Below are 15,472 nucleotides of genomic sequence, written 5' to 3'. Positions count from 1 at the left end.
AGGCTGCTGATTTCATCTTGCTGTACCGCAGTAAGCTTACTGCATGGCGGTTGGCGCAGCCTGAATCGGCACACCCTGAACCGGCACCAGCAGCAGATCGGCACGGGTGCCGTTGCGGTTAACCACTTCCTGGATGGTGTCGGTAATAAACATCAGTCGCCCGTTGACCGTCACCGCCGCGCTCAGAATGATACGCGCATTCGGTTGGATGTCGGACGGGTTGTACGGCAGCGTAAAGCTGAATGGCGCCTGCTGCCCTTCAGTACGTACCGCGCGCTGTGCAATCACTTTGGACGGCGCATCTGCCAGCGAGGCATCAGAGAGGGTGACCGTCAGTACGGCGTCCGGCGGCAGCGCAATGCGCTGACGTATATTAACCGAACCTGTCACCGCCGGGCCCTGAATCTGCGTTTGCGCAGCCGCCGGGTTACCGGCCGCCTGGGTAGGCACATCAGCACTCTTTTGCGCGCATCCCGCCAGCGTGATCGTCAGTGCCGCAGCACCGCCTACGATTTGCCAGAGTTTCATGGATCGGTCTCCTTTTTTATTATCAACATGTTGGTGGCTTTCACCACCTCACCTATTAAACCTAGCACAAAACACTGATAAATCCACTTTGCCCCGCCTATTAATCACTTAAACAACCCAAGGCGTCCACGATTAAGAGCATTCTCATCGGCCCTTTAACGCAAAATGTTGACGCCGCGCCGTGATATTCCGCACACTGCGCAAAATGATTATTAGAAAGGTAATAACTTTATGAGCCAGGCATTGCAAAACCTCCTCGATCTGCTGGATCTGGAGAAAATCGAAGAAGGGCTGTTCCGCGGCCAGAGTGAAGATCTGGGGCTGCGCCAGGTGTTCGGCGGGCAAGTGGTCGGCCAGGCGCTGTACGCAGCCAAACAGACGGTGCCGGACGAACGCAGCGTGCATTCGTTCCACAGTTACTTCCTGCGCCCAGGCGACAGCAGCAAGCCTATCGTTTACGACGTGGAAACCCTGCGCGACGGCAACAGTTTCAGCGCGCGCCGCGTCAGCGCCATCCAGCACGGCAAACCTATCTTCTATATGACCGCTTCCTTCCAGAGCCCGGAAGCGGGTTTCGAGCATCAGAACCTGATGCCGGACGTGCCGCCGCCGGAAGGGCTGCTGTCCGAGTCAGAGATCGCCCAGAAACTGGCGCATATGCTGCCGGAAAAAGTGCGCGAAAAATTTATCGGCCAGAAGCCGATCGAAATGCGCCCGGTGAAATTCCACAACCCGCTGAAAGGCAGCGTGGAAGAACCGCATCGCTACGTGTGGTTCCGCGCCAACGGCAGCATGCCGGACGATCAACGCATCCACCAATATCTGCTGGGCTACGCGTCGGACTTTAACTTCCTGCCGACGGCGCTGCAGCCGCACGGCGTCGGCTTCCTCGAGCCGGGCATGCAGGTGGCCACCATTGACCACTCGATGTGGTTCCACCGTCCGTTCCGCATGGATGACTGGCTGCTGTACGCGGTGGAGAGCTCCTCCGCCTCCGGCGCACGGGGCTTTGTGCGCGGCCAGATCTATACCCGCGACGGCGTACTGGTCGCCACCACCGTGCAGGAAGGGGTGATTCGCCAGCGCGACGCCTGATCCGCAATATAAAGAAAGGGGCGATGTTTCCATCGCCCCTTTTGGCTTCATCATTATTTTAGTCTTTAGCGCACTGCCCTGCTTCGAGTCTTATTGGTTGTAGGCGCTCTCGCCGTGGCTGTTGACATCCAGCCCCTCGCGTTCCTGCTCTTCCGGCACTCTCAGCCCCACCATGGCGCCCGCGATCTTGAAGGCGATAAAGGCGGCGACGCTCGACCACACCAGCGTGATCAGCACGCTCACCAGCTGGATCCAGACCTGGTGGCCCATCGTCACGCCTTCGGCGTAGCCGGTGCCGCCCAGTGAAGAGGCGGTGAACACGCCCGTCAGCAGGCAGCCGACGATGCCGCACACCCCGTGCACGCCGAATACGTCGCAGGTGTCGTCCACTTTCAGCCATTTTTTCAGCGTTACGACGCCCCACAGACCGGCGACGCCGCCCACCAGGCCGATGATCAACGCCCCGCCCACGCCCACGGTGCCCGCCGCCGGCGTCACCGCAACCAACCCGGCGATCATGCCGGAGCAGGCGCCCAGCAGCGAAGGCTTGCCACGCAGCACCCATTCGGCGAAGGTCCAGGAGAGAATGGCGCCCGCGGTGGCAACCACGGTGTTGAGGAATGCCAGGGCCGCAATGCCGTTGGCCGCGCTGGCGGAGCCGGCGTTAAAGCCGAACCAGCCGATATACAGGATCGACGCCCCGGTAAACACCATCGGCAGGTTGTGCGGTTTGAAGGCCTCTTTACCGAAGCCGGCGCGCTTGCCGATCAGGTAGGCGCCGATCAACCCGGCGCTGGCGGCGTTGATGTGCACCACGGTGCCGCCGGCGAAGTCCAATGCGCCGTCGGCGGCCAGGTAGCCGCCGCCCCACACCATGTGCGCGATCGGCAGGTAAGACAACGTGAACCACAGGATCGCGAAGATCAGCACCGCCGAGAAGCGAATGCGTTCGGCGAAGCCGCCCACCACCAGCGCCACGGTGATACAGGCGAAGGAGGCCTGGAAGGCGACGTGGATCATCTGGCTGATGCTGCCGGTGACGCTGTCGATACCGATGCCTTTCAGCATCGCCGTCTCGAACCCGCCGAACACCGCATTGCCCTCGCTGAACGCCAGGCTGTAGCCATACAGCACCCACAGCACGCAAACCAGCGCGAAGGTGACGGTGACCTGCGTCAGCATCGACAGCACGTTTTTGCCGCGCAGCAGGCCGCCGTAAAACAGCGCGATGCCGGGCAGCGTCATGAACAGCACCAACGCGGTGCAGATCATCATAAAGGCGTTGTCGGCCTTATCAGCGACCGCCGGAGCGGCCAGGGCCAAAGAAGGAACCAGGGTTACCGAACTCAGGCCCAACATGGATAACAGTCTTTTCATTATCAATCATCCCCATCACTTAACTGAGTTCGCGGTTACAGTGCCGATTCGTCGGTTTCGCCGGTGCGAATGCGGATCACGCGTTGCAACTCGGCAACGAAAATTTTGCCGTCGCCGATTTTGCCGGTGTAGGCGGCTTTGCTAATTACATCAACCACTTCATCCAACTGATCGTCGGCGATGGCGATGTCGATTTTGACCTTGGGCAGGAAGTTGACGTTATATTCAGCGCCGCGATACAGCTCGGCGTGCCCCTTCTGGCGGCCAAAGCCCTTCACTTCGGTTACGGTCAACCCCTGAATGCCCACGGAGGACAGGGCCTCGCGCACGTCCTCCAGCTTGAACGGTTTGATTACCACGGTCACCAGCTTCATATTGCCCCTCCACGAATTAAGCCCAAACTCACCCCTGGTACGCCTCTTGTGTAGCAAGGGCTGTGCCAAATTTAATTTTTCATGGCGATTCAGCGGATTAGCGGGCGCGCGGGCGCCCCCGCGACGCAGCGCCGCACCGATACCTTGAATGGGTTAAATAATGCGCACTGATTTGGTGCGCATCGCGTCGAAAGAGTGCAGAAAGGGGGCATAGCTCTGGCGGGGTGCCTGCTTGTGGTGCGTTGGAAAGAAACAAGGGCCGCGATCGCGGCCCATGTTCAGGCGGGTTGGCTCTCCTCGCGCACCGCTTCCGCCAACTGCTCGCCCGCCAGCTGCAGCTGGTACATCTGGTAGTAGCGCCCCTGCTGCGCCAGCAGCTGCTGATGATTGCCCTGCTCCACCGCCTGGCCGCGATGCAGCACCAGAATGGAGTCGGCATCGACGATGGTCGACAATCGGTGGGCGATCACCACCAGCGTGGTGTGCTCGCGGATCGCACGCAGCGCGCGCTGGATCGCCTGTTCGGTGCCCGAGTCGATATTGGCGGTCGCCTCGTCGAGGATCAGGATCTGCGGCGCCTGCACCAATACTCGCGCCATCGCCAGCAGCTGTTTCTGCCCGACCGACAGGTTATTGCCCTGCTCCCCCAGCCGGGTGTGAATACCCTGCGGGAAGCCGCGCACCAGATCCGCCAGCTGCACCGTTTCCAGCGCCCGCCACACGGCCTCTTCCTCGATGTTACGCCCCAGCGTGACGTTAGCCAGCACCGAATCGGCGATCACCACCGGATCCTGCTGCACCATCGCCACCCCCTGGCGCAGCGTGCGGTGCGACAGGCTGGAGATCGGGCGGCCATCGAGGCGCACTTCCCCCTCGCTGACCGGGTAATAGCCCATCAGCAGGTTGGCCAAGGTGCTCTTGCCGCTGCCGGTATGCCCGACCAGCGCCACGAAGCCGCGCGACGGCACCGCCAGCGAAATGTGCTGCAGCACCTTTTTGTCCGCGCGGTAGGCGAAGCTCAGATCGGTGATGTCGATGCGGCCACCGGCCAACGGACGATCGTCGGCGCCGTAACTCTGCTGGCTGCGATCCATCAGCTCGAAGATGCGTTCGCCGGCCACCACCGCCTGCTGCAGGATCGACTGCTGCGAAGTCAGCTCGATCAGCGGTTCGTTTAGGCGCCCCAGGTAATTGATGAAGGCGTAGAGCACGCCGACGCCAATCACGCCTTCGCCGCTGAAGCCGAACAGCATCAGCAGGCCGCACAGCACCAGCGCCGAAAACAGGCTGAGCAGCGGCCGCAGCAGAAAACCGTCGAGCCGCAGGGTCTGCATACGCGCCAGATAGTGCGACTGGCTGGCAGCGCTCATGCGCTCGCCGAAGCGCACCTGCTGGCGGAACTGCTGAATCACGCCCATGCCGTTGATCACTTCGTTGAAGCCGTCGTTGATGTCCGCCAGATAGCTGCGCACCCGGCGCACGATCGGCGTGCTGTAGTATTGATAGATGCCCATCACCACGAACACCGCCGGGAAGATGCAGACCGCCACCAGCGCCATGCGCCAGTCGAGGCTGAACATCGCCACCAGCATGGCGCCGATCAGCGCGGCGCTTTTCAGCACCGTGGAGACCACCATCACGTACAGATCCTTGATCACCTCGGTGTCGTTGGTGACGCGCGAGATCAATTGCCCGACCGGCTGCGTGTCGAAGGCGCTGAGCGGCTGGCGCAGCGCGGCGTCCATCACGTCGGTGCGCAGCCGCTGCACCACGCCCACCGCAGCCTGGTTGAACAGCAGCGCCTGGAAGTAATGCAGCGCCGCCGCCAGCAGCTCCAGCAGAATGTAAGCCGCCGCCAGCCCGCCGACGATCGTCAGCGGCAGCTGCCCTTTGGCGACGTAGTTATCGATGAAATAGCTCACCAGGATCGGCCCGGCGACTTCCGCCGCCGCCGCGATCCACAGCATCAGCACCGCCAGTCCCAGCGGTTTGCGGTACGGCGAGCCGTAGGCCAGCAGCCGCTTCAGCGTCGGCCACAGCTTTTGCACTTTATTCATCGGCCAACGCCTCCTCGCCGTTTTCCGGCGCTTCGTCCAGCGCCGCTTCCAGCTGCTGATAACGGTACATATCGCGATACCAGCCCGGCTGCGCCGCCAGCGCCGCATGATCGCCGCGCTGCGCCACGCCACCGTGCTGCATCACCAGGATCTCGCCGGCTTCGGTCAACGCCGACAGCCGGTGCGCGCTGATGATCACCGTGCGATCTTGCCCCCAGCTGCGCAGGTTGTGCAGGATCTGGTGTTCGGTGCGGCCGTCCACCGCCGACAGCGCGTCGTCGAGGATCAGGATCTCCGCATCCAGCAGCAGCGCGCGCGCAATGGAGATACGCTGTTTCTGCCCGCCCGACAGCATCACGCCGCGTTCGCCCACCTCGGTGTCATAGCCCTGCGGCAGCCGCAGAATGTCCTCATGGACGCTGGCCAACCGCGCCGCCTGTTCGATCTGCGCCTGCGTCGCGCCCGGATGACCCAGCGCGATGTTGTTCGCCACGGTATCGGAGAACAGGAACGGCGTCTGGCTCACCACCGACAGCCGCGAACGCCAGTCGTCGAGTTTGACCTGCGGCAGCGGCAGGCCGTGATAGCGGATCTGCCCTTGACCGACGTCGAACTGGCGCTGGATCAGCGACAGCAGCGTCGATTTGCCGGCGCCGGTCGGCCCGCACAGCCCCAGCATCTGCCCCGGTTTCAGCGTCAGCGCCACATCATGCAGCGCCGGGTGCGGATTTTCCGGGTAGTGGAACGCGCGGATATCCGCATCCAGCACGCCGCGCCCGGCCGGCAGCGCCTGCGGGCCGTCCTGCACCGCCGGCGCCTCGTCGAGCAGGCTGCGGATGCGGCTGTAGGCCGCGCTGCCGCGCTCGACGATGTTGAACATCCAGGCCAGCGCCAGCATTGGCCAGATCATCAGGCCGAGGTACATCACAAAGCTGGTCAGTTGCCCGAGCGTCAGCGACCCGTTCACCACCATCCAGCTGCCGCCGCCGATGGCCAGCAGGTTAGAGGCGCCGATGGCGATATAAATGGTCGGATCGAAGCGCGCATCCACCCGCGCCACGTGCATGTTCTTGGCGCCGGTCTGCGCCGCGACGTCGGCAAAGCGGTTGGATTGGTGATCTTCCAGCCCAAAGGCCTTGATCATGCGGATGCTGGTCATGCTTTCCTGCGCCTGATCGTTCAGGCTGGAAAACGCCGCCTGCGCCGATTTAAAGCGCTGGTGCAGCTGGTCGCCGTAATATTTGATGGCGATCGCCATCAGCGGCATCGGGATCAACGCCAGCACCGTCAGCTGCCAGCTGATTTGGGTGCTCATCACCACCAGCACCACCAACCCCATCACCAGCGAATCCACCAGCGTCAGCACGCCTTCGCCGGCGGCGAACACCACGCGGTCCACGTCGTTGGTGGCGCGCGCCATCAGATCGCCGGTGCGGTGGCGCAGGTAGAACGCCGGGTTTTGCCGGCTGAGCTGGCGGTAAAAGTTCTCGCGCAGCTCGACCGCCAGCTGGTAGGACGCGCCGAACAGCAATACCCGCCACACATAGCGCAGCAGGTAAACGACGATCGCGGTGCCGATCATCAGCCCGAGCCAGGCCATCAGCACGCCGGTAGACATTTGTTTTTCGGTGACGCCGTCCACGATGATGCCGACCAGCTTAGGCGGCAACAGTTGCAGGATGGCGATGACGATCAGCAGCACCACCGCCCCGAGGTAGCGGCGCCACTCCCGGCGGAAGTACCAGCCGATTTGAGCAAATAATCTCACGCAGTTTGATTCCAGGATTTTATGGGATTTGTCTCTTTTTCTGCTTCAGAGGAGCAGGATACCACCGTTGAGCCGCCCGTCCGGTGAACTTTTCACTCCGGCACCGGCAATGCAGTGGTGTATTTGATTTTTTCCATGGCAAAGCTCGAGGTGACGTCGATGAGGCCCGGTACGCCGTTCACCAGGCGCTTATAAAAGCCGTCGTAGCTTTTCATGTCCGCCACTTCGACCTGCATCAGGTAATCGTACTCCCCCGCCATGCGGTAGAACGCCAGCACCTCGGGCATCTGGCTGGTCAACTGCACAAACGCCTGATACCACTCGCTGCTGTGCTGCTGGGTCTTGATCAGCACAAACGCCGTCAGCCCCAGGCCGAGCTTTTCGTTATCCAGCAGCGCCACCCGGCCGCGGATATAGCCCTCGTCTTCCAGGCGCTTCAGCCGTTTCCAGCACGGCGTCGAGGTCAAATTGACCGCATCGGCCAGCGCCTGCAGCGACTGGGTGCAATCTTGCTGCAGCATGCACAGCAGCTTACGGTCTGTTTTATCTAACATAGCGGCTACCAGGAGAAAAATTTTCTCCCATTAGGCGATTAAACAGGGAAAATGGCAATCCTTTTTTCCTGCCGACAGGCTATGCTACGCCATAAACCAGCCCCCTATTCTGAGGCCAAATCATGACAAACTCTTGGGTAAAATATGCTATCGGTGAAATAGAAGCGGATTTTCAGCGCTCCGCCGATACGCACCTGATTCGCCTGAACCTGCCGGCGTTTCCAGGCATCTGCCTGTATTTGAAGGACGAGAGCACCCACCCGACCGGCAGCCTGAAACACCGCCTGGCGCGCTCGCTGTTCCTTTATGGCCTGTGCAACGGCTGGATCACCGAGAACACCACCATCATCGAGGCCTCTTCCGGCAGCACCGCGGTGTCCGAAGCCTACTTCGCTCGTCTGATCGGCCTGCCGTTCATCGCGGTGATGCCATCCTGCACCGCGCGCCGCAAGGTGGAGCAGATCGCCTTTTACGGCGGCCGCTGTCACTTCGTCGATCACGCCGCCCAGATCTACGCCGCCTCCGAACAGCTGGCGAAAGAGCTGAACGGCCACTATATGGATCAGTTCACCTATGCCGAACGCGCCACCGACTGGCGCGGCAACAACAACATCGCCGACAGCATCTTCCGCCAGATGGCACGCGAACCTTTCCCGGTGCCGAAACACATCGTGATGAGCGCCGGCACCGGCGGCACCTCCGCTACGCTGGGGCGCTACATCCGCTATCAGGGGCACGACACCCAATTGACGGTGGTCGATCCGGAAAATTCGGTGTTCTATGACTGCTTCCACCACGGCGATCGCACCCTGATCGGCAACTGCGGCAGCCGTATCGAAGGCATCGGCCGCCCGCGCGCCGAGCCGTCGTTCATCCCGTCGGTGGTCGACAACATGCTGCGGGTGCCGGATGCCGCCAGCGTCGCCACCATTCACTGGCTGGAAGGCGTGCTCGGCCGCAAGGTTGGCGCTTCCACCGGCACCAACGTCTGGGGTGCGCTGCAGCTGGCGAAGCAGATGCGGGAAAACGGCGAGCAAGGGTCGATCGTCACCCTGCTGTGCGACAGCGGCGAGCGTTATCTGGATACCTATTACAACCCGGAATGGGTCAGCAATAACATCGGCGATCTGCAGCCGTATCTGGCGCAGCTGGCGGATTTGTAACGCCAGGCTGCGGATAAAAAAAAGCCGGGTAGTCATACCCGGCCGGCTGTAAGGAGAACCTCATTCTTCGGGGGAATAGGTGAGGCAAGGTGAACGCAGCCAATGTTGTAAATAGTGGGCCACCGCCTGCTGCTGGCAATGGCCGATAACCGGTAGCTGCGGCAGCAGGGATTTCAGCTGCGGCAGGGCGTTGCCCATCACCACGCCGTGCCCCACCGCCCCCAGCATCTCTTTGTCGTTCATCGCGTCGCCGAACGCCATGCAGTCGGCCATCGTCAGCCCCAGATGGCGGCTCAGCCGGTCCAGCGCCGTGCCTTTGTTGCAACCGAGCGGCAGCACCTCCAGGCAGTCGTAGGCGGAAAAGCACAGGTCTGCCTCGTCACCCAACTGCGCCCGCAGCTGCACCTGCAACGCCAGCAGTTCCTCGTGCGGCGCGACAAAGCACACCTTGCTGTTGCCGAACGCCGGCAGGCGGCGCACGTCGGCCAGCTGAAAACGAAAGCCGCTCAGGTGGTGCGCCCGCAGCATCTCTTCCGGCACGGGAAACTCGGTCAGCCAGCCTTCGTCGCGGAACACATGCATGCTGGCGCGGGTGCGCCAATGATGATGCAGCACCTCTTCGGCGACCGCCGCCGGCAAATCGGTGGCGTGCAGCTGTTGGCCGCGGTTGTCATACACTCGCGTGCCGTTGCCGGTGATCAGGTACCCCTGCAGCCCCAGCTGCGCCATGATCGGCTGCGCGTCGAGGTAGTGCCGCCCGGTGGCGAACGTCACCACCATTTCCCGCTCTACCAGCTGGTTCAGCACCGCCAGCGTTTCCGGGCCAACCCGGTGATCCGGCATCAACAGCGTGCCGTCCATATCGAAAGCTGCCAGGCGATACATAAAGACCTCTTGAATGTGAACGCGATTACAATCCGTGCAGTATGGAATGGTATTTGCGGAAGTAATAGTGAACAATTTGAAAAAACCGTTCCGGATTTCTGCCCATGCGCCTGGTTCACCGCCTCAGCCAATATCAACGCCTGTACCATCAGCTCGGCAGCGCGCCGGTCGCCGTGACCATCGGCGAGCTGGCGGCGATGTTCTACTGCAGCGAGCGGCACGCCCGCACGCTGGTGCAACAGCTGCAGGATCAGGGCTGGCTGAGCTGGCATTCGCAGCCCGGCCGGGGCAAACGCGCTCGCCTGCATTGCCTGAAAACCCCGGATGAACTGCGCGCTCAGCTGTTGCAACAGCTGCTGCAACAGGGCAACCATCAGGGGGCGCTGGAGATGGCGCAGCTCGATCCGCAGCACCTGCAGGATCTGCTCAGCCCGCACCTCGGCGGGCAATGGCAGGCCGGCAGCCCGACGCTGCGCATTCCCTATTACCGCACGCTGGAAGCGCTCGACCCGCTCACGCTGACCGGCCGCGCCGAGCAACACCTGGTGTCGACCCTGCACGCCGGGCTGACGCGCCTGATGACCGGTAACCCGGAACCGCAGCCCGATCTGGCGCACCATTGGCAGATTAGCGATCGCGGCCTGCGCTGGCGCTTCTTTCTGCGCAGCCAGCTGCGCTGGCACAACAGCGAACCGTTGACCGGCCACCAGCTGCTGCAAACGCTGGAAAAACTGCAACACCATCCGCGCAGCCAACCGAGCCTGGCCAACGTCGCGCGCATCAGCCTGCCGCATCCGCTGTGCGTTCAGTTCGATCTGCATCTGCCGGATTACTGGCTGGCCCACCGGCTGGCGGAACTGCCTTGCCTGATGACCCACCCGGAGCTGCCGGCCATCGGTGCCGGCCCGTTCAAGCTGACGCTGAATGAACCGCAGCTGGTGCGGCTGGAACAGCACGCCGGTTACCACCTGCAGCATCCGTATCTGGACACCATCGAATACTGGATCACTCCCGATCTGCCCACCGCCGCCCCCTACACCAGCTGCCAGCATCCGGTGCGCATCACCATCGGTCAACAAGACGATTTGGCGCAGGCCCGGCCGGTGCAGCGCAGCATGAGCCTGGGCTGGTGTTATCTGGCGCTGAACCTGCGCCACGGCGTGCTGAGCGAAGCCCAGGGGCAAAAGCTGCTGATGCTGATCCAGCAGTCCGGCCTGCTGAGCCATCTGCCGATCCCCAACAGCGTGATCACCCCCAGCCATGAAATGCTGCCCGGCTGGCGCATCCCCCGCCAACAGGTCGAAGAGGACGTCGCCCTGCCCGCCCGGCTGACGCTGCTGTATCGGCCGCCGGTCGAGCTGGAAACGGTGACGGCCGCGCTACAGCGGCTGCTCGCGCAGCACGGCTGCGAGCTGGAAGTGCGCTACTACGCCGGCAAGCGCTGGCAAAGCGAGGAACAGATCGCCCAGGCCGACCTGCTGCTGGCGGACAACCTGATCGGCGAAGCGCCGGAGGCGACGCTGGAGAGCTGGCTGCGGCAGGATACGCTGTGGCGCGGCATCCTGACGGAAAGCCGCTGGCAACAGCAACAGGACACGCTGCGGCAGATCCAGCAGCTGCAGGCGCAGCAACCGCGCTTCGCACAACTGCAGGCTTATTATCAACGGCTGATGGCCGCCGCCATCATCACGCCGCTGTTTCACTACCAGTATCAGATCAGCGCGCCGCCGCGCATGCATGGCGTCACGCTGACCGCTCACGGCTGGTTCGATTTTTGCCAGGCGTGGCTGCCGCCGCCGGTGGACGACGCCCCGGCCTGAGCCGAACCGCCCTGCGCCTGGCGGCCCTTTCTGCTACTATTGTCGCCGCAACGCAATTTTATCCTGCCGCCCGAATGTGTATCGGGAGAGGCCAAAGCCCAAAAAGGTGATTTTATGAAGCGCGCGGTTGTCGTTTTCAGCGGTGGACAAGACTCCACGACCTGCTTGATCCAGGCATTGCAACAGTATGACGAAGTTCACTGCGTCACGTTCGATTACGGCCAGCGCCATCGCGCCGAGATTGAAGTGGCTCAGGAGCTGTCGGTGGCCCTCGGCGCCAAGGCGCACAAGGTGCTGGACGTAACGCTGCTCAACGAGCTGGCCGTCAGCAGCCTGACGCGTGACAATATCCCGGTTCCCGCCTACGATCCCAATCAGAAAAATGCGCTGCCGAGCACCTTCGTGCCGGGCCGCAACATCCTGTTCCTGACGCTGGCGGCGATCTACGCCTACCAGGTGGAAGCGGAAGCGGTGATCACCGGCGTGTGTGAAACCGATTTCTCCGGCTACCCCGATTGCCGCGACGAGTTCGTTAAAGCGTTGAACAAGGCGGTGACGCTGGGCATCGCCCGCGATATCCGCTTCGAAACGCCGCTGATGTGGCTGAACAAGGCCGAGACCTGGGCGCTGGCGGACTATTACCACCAGCTGGATCGCGTGCGCCAGGATACGCTGACCTGCTACAACGGCATCAAGGGTGACGGCTGCGGCGAGTGCGCCGCCTGCAACCTGCGCGCCAATGGCCTGACGCAGTATCGCGCCAATCAGGCGGAAGTGATGGCCGCGTTGAAACAAAAGGCCGGTCTGGCCTGAGGCAGTGACGGCGGCAGCTTCTGCCGCCCGTTCTCCCCCTGTTTACCGTGAGTTTTCCTGCGGCACAAGCGCCTCCAGATGCGCACGCAGTTCCCCCTCGAGCGGCAGCGCACGCTGCGTTTTCAGATCGACGCACACGAAAGTCAGCAGCGCGTCGGCCACCGGCGTCCCCGCCGGATCCTGCGTCACCTTTTGGCTCAGCACGCCGCTCTTGCCGTTGAGCTGCACCATCTGGCTGTCGATACGCAGCTTATCCCCCAATACTGCCGGGCTGCGGTAATTGATATTGATGTTCACCACGATGAAAGCGATGTTGTTTTCCGTCATCCAGCGGAACCCGGCCTCGTTCTCCAGCCACTCCCAACGCGCCTCTTCCAGAAACTCCAGATAGCGAGCATTGTTAACGTGCTGGTAAACATCAAGATGATAACCGCGAACTTTGATAAAGGTTTGCATAGGGAACGATCGCTCCTGCCTGGTGATTACAGAAAGAGGGAGCCGCGCTGGCTCCCTCGCCCGCTTGGTCAACGCGCCAAACTGGTAAGACCTGTAAAATGTAGCAGAGGAGTTTCGGCCTCAGCGGCATTTTGCCACGCAGCCGCGACCGGGATCACATTTTCAGCCGGGCGCGGTTCTTCTCAAACAGCGCCGGCCCGATGCCCGGCACCTCCTGCAACTGCTCAACCTGGGTGAATGGCCCATTCTGCTCGCGGTAGCGCACGATGCCTTCCGCCTTCTTCAGGCCGACGCCGCTCAAGGCGGCGGCCAGCTGTTCGGCGGTAGCCTGATTGATGCTGACCGCCGTTTCTTCGGCCACCCTGGTCATCGTCTGTTGCCCGCCATTGCTCGCCGGTGCTGAGAGCATGGGGGCCGGCGCCTCGGTTTTTTCCGCCGCGGCGCCCGGCCCAGCCAGGCATAACAACAGCGCGGTCAGCGCGGCGTTAACGTGACGACGGTAACCGAAAAACGCTTTTTTCTCTGAATGTTGCATGCTGTATCCTCCTTGTGTGTGACAGCACGGTTACCTTGCCGCGGCGGCGGATATTCAGCAATCGGCGGATATCAGATGTGGAAAAGGCCGCGAAAGCGGCCTTTGTTTGTTGCACTGCGTTGCAGAAAAATGCGGCGATTACTGAGGCTGTTGCTCAGCGGCGCCCATTTTGATCTCGGCTTCTTTACGCAGGCTCGCCAGCAGCGAATCGAAGGAGACGCCGGTCGCGCCCTCTTCCATCTTGCCAACGAAGGTTTTCATTTCGTCTTCCGGCAACGTGCCTGGCTTCACCGCATCGAGCGCGATCAGCACCACGTTGTCCTGACGATCCTGCGACATGCCGTATACCGGTTTACCGTCCTGCGGGTGCGGCAGCGCGAACACGCTCTCTACCAGCTGGCTGTCTTCCGGCGCGCGCGCCATCTTCTGCACGGCGCCAAAGCTCAGGCCGGCGGCTTTCATCGCCTCGTCGCCCTTGCCCTGCTTCAGCTCAACCAGCAGCTTCTCGCCCTGCAGTTTCGCTGCCTGCAGCGCCTTGTTGCGCTTCACCAGTTCCGCCACGCGGTCTTTCACCTGGTCGAACGGTTCGATGCCTTCCGGCTTGTGGCCGCTCACGCGCACCACGAAGGCGCGGTCGCCGTCTACGGTGATCACGTCGGAGTTGCTGCCCGGCGCGCCGTTCTCGCCGATCAGCGAGCCGTCGAAGATCGCCTGCACGACCGGCTTGAAGTTCAGCGCGGCAGGAATGTTGTCACGGGTGAACCAGTCGCTTTGCGCCGCTTTCACGCCGGCCGCTTCTTCAGCCGAGGCCAGAGATTCGTTGTCGCTGGTCGCCGCTTCGCTCACCTTCTGCTGCAGCGCGTAATACGCGTCTACCGCTTTCTCCTGCTGCACCTGCTTGGCGATGGCGTCATGCACTTCGCTCAGCGGCTTCACTTTCTCAGGTTCGATATCGTTCAAACGCACGATCAGGTAGCCGACGGAAGACTTCACCACGCCGGACAGCTGCCCTTTCTCGGTCAGGTTAGCCTGCTTCAGTTCGTCGGCGGTGGTTTCCGGCTCCAGCCAACCCAGCTCGCCGCCGGTGCGGCGTGAGATGATATCGGTGGATTTCTCTTTCGCCAGCGTGGCGAAATCGGCGCCCTTCTTCAGCTCGTCCAGCGCCGCGTTGGCTTCCGCCTCGGTTTTCAGCTGGATCACGCTGTAGTTTTTACGCTCCGGCTGGCCGTAGCTGCTCTTGTGCTGGTCGTAGTAAGCGCTGATGTCTTCTTCGCTCACTTTCACCTTGTCCTGCATGGACGCAGCGTCCAGCGGGATATAGCTCACCTTCACCTGCTCAGGTGCGATGAAGCTGTTCTTGTTCTGATCGTAATACGCCTTCAGTTCGTCGTCGCCGGCGCTCTGTTTCGCCTGCAGCGCTTTCAAATCGATGGTCGCCAAGCGCACGTCGCGCTCCTGCAGCACCAACGCCGCCATGGCTTGCGATTCAGACGGCAGCACGAAGCCGGAATCGCCGAAGGCCTGGATCACCTGCTGATTGACCAACTGCTGGCGCATCGACTGCGCGAAGTTGTCGGCGGTGTAGCCCATGCGGCCGATCAGGTCGAGGTATTTGGCGTTATCGAACTGGCCGTTGGTCTGGAAGTAAGGCGCCTTGCGGATGGCGTCCTTGATCTGATCGTCGCTGACCGCCAGGCCCAGCTTCTTGGCGTACTGGTCGAGCAGCATGTTGTCGATCAACTGGGACAACACCTGACGGCGCATCTGCTGCATATAGCCTTCGTTGCCGGCCAGCGCGGAGAACTGGTCACCCAGCTGCTGCTGCATGCGGCTACGCTCGCTTTGGAACGCCTGTTCCAGCTGAGCGCGCTCGATCGTCTGACCATTTACTTTCGCAGCATAATCGCCGGAGCCGCCGATCAGGTAGTTACCCACCCCGGTCAGAACGAATGACAGGATGATCAGGGCCAGGATGATTTTGAGCACGACGTGATTAGCAGCCGCGCGTAAATTGTCCATCATAGTGTGACAACACTCCGCTGTGATG

The 15,472-nt window shown here is 62.0% G+C and carries 14 protein-coding genes; 4 read left to right on the top strand and 10 right to left on the bottom strand.

Annotation, left to right across the window (positions count from 1 at the left end):
- Positions 1 to 36: 36 nt before the first annotated feature.
- A complete protein-coding gene (locus SSARUM2_RS04835) occupies positions 37 to 528 on the bottom strand; it encodes a YbaY family lipoprotein (protein ID WP_016928846.1) in 492 nt (163 codons plus the stop codon).
- A gap of 231 nt (positions 529 to 759) precedes the next feature.
- Here SSARUM2_RS04835 and tesB point away from each other — a divergent pair, with 231 nt between their 5' ends.
- Positions 760 to 1,623, top strand: coding sequence for an acyl-CoA thioesterase II (gene tesB, locus SSARUM2_RS04830; protein ID WP_004940320.1), 864 nt, complete (start codon positions 760 to 762; stop codon positions 1,621 to 1,623).
- 90 nt (positions 1,624 to 1,713) lie between these two features.
- Here the strand turns inward: tesB and amtB are convergent, their stop codons facing one another.
- From amtB to SSARUM2_RS04805, 5 genes are all read right to left on the bottom strand, one after another.
- A complete protein-coding gene (amtB, locus tag SSARUM2_RS04825; protein WP_004940322.1) occupies positions 1,714 to 3,000 on the bottom strand; it encodes an ammonium transporter AmtB in 1,287 nt (428 codons plus the stop codon).
- A gap of 35 nt (positions 3,001 to 3,035) precedes the next feature.
- Positions 3,036 to 3,374 (bottom strand): P-II family nitrogen regulator, encoded by a 339-nt coding sequence (glnK, locus tag SSARUM2_RS04820; RefSeq protein ID WP_004940327.1) that lies wholly within the window; start codon positions 3,372 to 3,374, stop codon positions 3,036 to 3,038.
- 278 nt (positions 3,375 to 3,652) lie between these two features.
- Positions 3,653 to 5,431 (bottom strand): multidrug efflux ABC transporter permease/ATP-binding subunit SmdB, encoded by a 1,779-nt coding sequence (smdB, locus tag SSARUM2_RS04815; RefSeq protein WP_060420377.1) that lies wholly within the window; start codon positions 5,429 to 5,431, stop codon positions 3,653 to 3,655.
- Positions 5,424 to 7,199: a multidrug efflux ABC transporter permease/ATP-binding subunit SmdA gene (gene smdA, locus SSARUM2_RS04810; protein WP_060439021.1), complete on the bottom strand. Its 1,776-nt coding sequence runs from the start codon at positions 7,197 to 7,199 to the stop codon at positions 5,424 to 5,426. The genes smdB and smdA overlap by 8 nt, the downstream gene beginning before the upstream one ends.
- 92 nt (positions 7,200 to 7,291) lie before the next feature.
- On the bottom strand, positions 7,292 to 7,753 hold the full coding sequence (locus tag SSARUM2_RS04805; RefSeq protein WP_004940330.1) for an Lrp/AsnC family transcriptional regulator: 462 nt from the start codon (positions 7,751 to 7,753) through the stop codon (positions 7,292 to 7,294).
- A 122-nt stretch (positions 7,754 to 7,875) separates the two neighbouring features.
- Here SSARUM2_RS04805 and SSARUM2_RS04800 point away from each other — a divergent pair, with 122 nt between their 5' ends.
- On the top strand, positions 7,876 to 8,916 hold the full coding sequence (locus SSARUM2_RS04800) for a PLP-dependent cysteine synthase family protein (RefSeq protein ID WP_060439022.1): 1,041 nt from the start codon (positions 7,876 to 7,878) through the stop codon (positions 8,914 to 8,916).
- A gap of 60 nt (positions 8,917 to 8,976) precedes the next feature.
- Here the strand turns inward: SSARUM2_RS04800 and cof are convergent, their stop codons facing one another.
- Entirely contained in the window at positions 8,977 to 9,801 is an 825-nt protein-coding gene (gene cof / locus SSARUM2_RS04795; protein WP_033647299.1) for an HMP-PP phosphatase, read from the bottom strand.
- 104 nt (positions 9,802 to 9,905) lie between these two features.
- Between cof and SSARUM2_RS04790 the strand changes: the two genes are divergently transcribed.
- Both SSARUM2_RS04790 and queC read left to right on the top strand, forming a co-directional pair.
- Positions 9,906 to 11,621, top strand: a complete 1,716-nt coding sequence (locus tag SSARUM2_RS04790; protein ID WP_041033649.1) for an SgrR family transcriptional regulator — start codon at positions 9,906 to 9,908, stop codon at positions 11,619 to 11,621.
- A gap of 114 nt (positions 11,622 to 11,735) precedes the next feature.
- Positions 11,736 to 12,434 carry a 7-cyano-7-deazaguanine synthase QueC gene (gene queC, locus SSARUM2_RS04785; protein WP_004940343.1) on the top strand — a complete coding sequence of 233 codons (699 nt, stop codon included), beginning with the start codon at positions 11,736 to 11,738 and terminating at the stop codon, positions 12,432 to 12,434.
- Positions 12,435 to 12,476: 42 nt separating this feature from the next.
- Here queC and SSARUM2_RS04780 read toward each other — a convergent pair whose 3' ends face one another.
- The 3 genes from SSARUM2_RS04780 to ppiD form a co-directional block, all read right to left on the bottom strand.
- The gene (locus SSARUM2_RS04780) at positions 12,477 to 12,890 is read right to left on the bottom strand and encodes a YbgC/FadM family acyl-CoA thioesterase (protein WP_033637318.1); all 414 of its coding nucleotides are present in this window, start codon (positions 12,888 to 12,890) and stop codon (positions 12,477 to 12,479) included.
- Positions 12,891 to 13,044: 154 nt separating this feature from the next.
- The gene (locus SSARUM2_RS04775; protein WP_041033647.1) at positions 13,045 to 13,425 is read right to left on the bottom strand and encodes a helix-hairpin-helix domain-containing protein; all 381 of its coding nucleotides are present in this window, start codon (positions 13,423 to 13,425) and stop codon (positions 13,045 to 13,047) included.
- 138 nt (positions 13,426 to 13,563) lie between these two features.
- Positions 13,564 to 15,447: a peptidylprolyl isomerase gene (gene ppiD, locus SSARUM2_RS04770; RefSeq protein WP_033637316.1), complete on the bottom strand. Its 1,884-nt coding sequence runs from the start codon at positions 15,445 to 15,447 to the stop codon at positions 13,564 to 13,566.
- Positions 15,448 to 15,472 lie beyond the last annotated feature (25 nt).

The sequence above is a fragment of the Serratia sp. K-E0102 genome, assembly GCF_029962625.1.
Taxonomy (GTDB): Bacteria; Pseudomonadota; Gammaproteobacteria; order Enterobacterales; family Enterobacteriaceae; genus Serratia; species Serratia sarumanii.
Note: the sequence above shows the minus strand (reverse complement) of the source record. Positions and strands in the feature narration are given on the sequence as shown.

Excerpts from the sequence above, each read along its gene's own strand:
- SSARUM2_RS04835 (WP_016928846.1), bottom strand. The coding sequence starts at position 528 with ATGAAACTCTGGCAAATCGTAGGCGGTGCTGCGGCACTGACGATCACG.
- tesB (WP_004940320.1), top strand. The coding sequence starts at position 760 with ATGAGCCAGGCATTGCAAAACCTCCTCGATCTGCTGGATCTGGAGAAA.
- amtB (WP_004940322.1), bottom strand. The coding sequence starts at position 3,000 with ATGAAAAGACTGTTATCCATGTTGGGCCTGAGTTCGGTAACCCTGGTT.
- glnK (WP_004940327.1), bottom strand. The coding sequence starts at position 3,374 with ATGAAGCTGGTGACCGTGGTAATCAAACCGTTCAAGCTGGAGGACGTG.
- smdB (WP_060420377.1), bottom strand. The coding sequence starts at position 5,431 with ATGAATAAAGTGCAAAAGCTGTGGCCGACGCTGAAGCGGCTGCTGGCC.
- SSARUM2_RS04805 (WP_004940330.1), bottom strand. The coding sequence starts at position 7,753 with ATGTTAGATAAAACAGACCGTAAGCTGCTGTGCATGCTGCAGCAAGAT.
- SSARUM2_RS04800 (WP_060439022.1), top strand. The coding sequence starts at position 7,876 with ATGACAAACTCTTGGGTAAAATATGCTATCGGTGAAATAGAAGCGGAT.
- cof (WP_033647299.1), bottom strand. The coding sequence starts at position 9,801 with ATGTATCGCCTGGCAGCTTTCGATATGGACGGCACGCTGTTGATGCCG.
- SSARUM2_RS04790 (WP_041033649.1), top strand. The coding sequence starts at position 9,906 with ATGCGCCTGGTTCACCGCCTCAGCCAATATCAACGCCTGTACCATCAG.
- queC (WP_004940343.1), top strand. The coding sequence starts at position 11,736 with ATGAAGCGCGCGGTTGTCGTTTTCAGCGGTGGACAAGACTCCACGACC.
- SSARUM2_RS04780 (WP_033637318.1), bottom strand. The coding sequence starts at position 12,890 with ATGCAAACCTTTATCAAAGTTCGCGGTTATCATCTTGATGTTTACCAG.
- SSARUM2_RS04775 (WP_041033647.1), bottom strand. The coding sequence starts at position 13,425 with ATGCAACATTCAGAGAAAAAAGCGTTTTTCGGTTACCGTCGTCACGTT.
- ppiD (WP_033637316.1), bottom strand. The coding sequence starts at position 15,447 with ATGATGGACAATTTACGCGCGGCTGCTAATCACGTCGTGCTCAAAATC.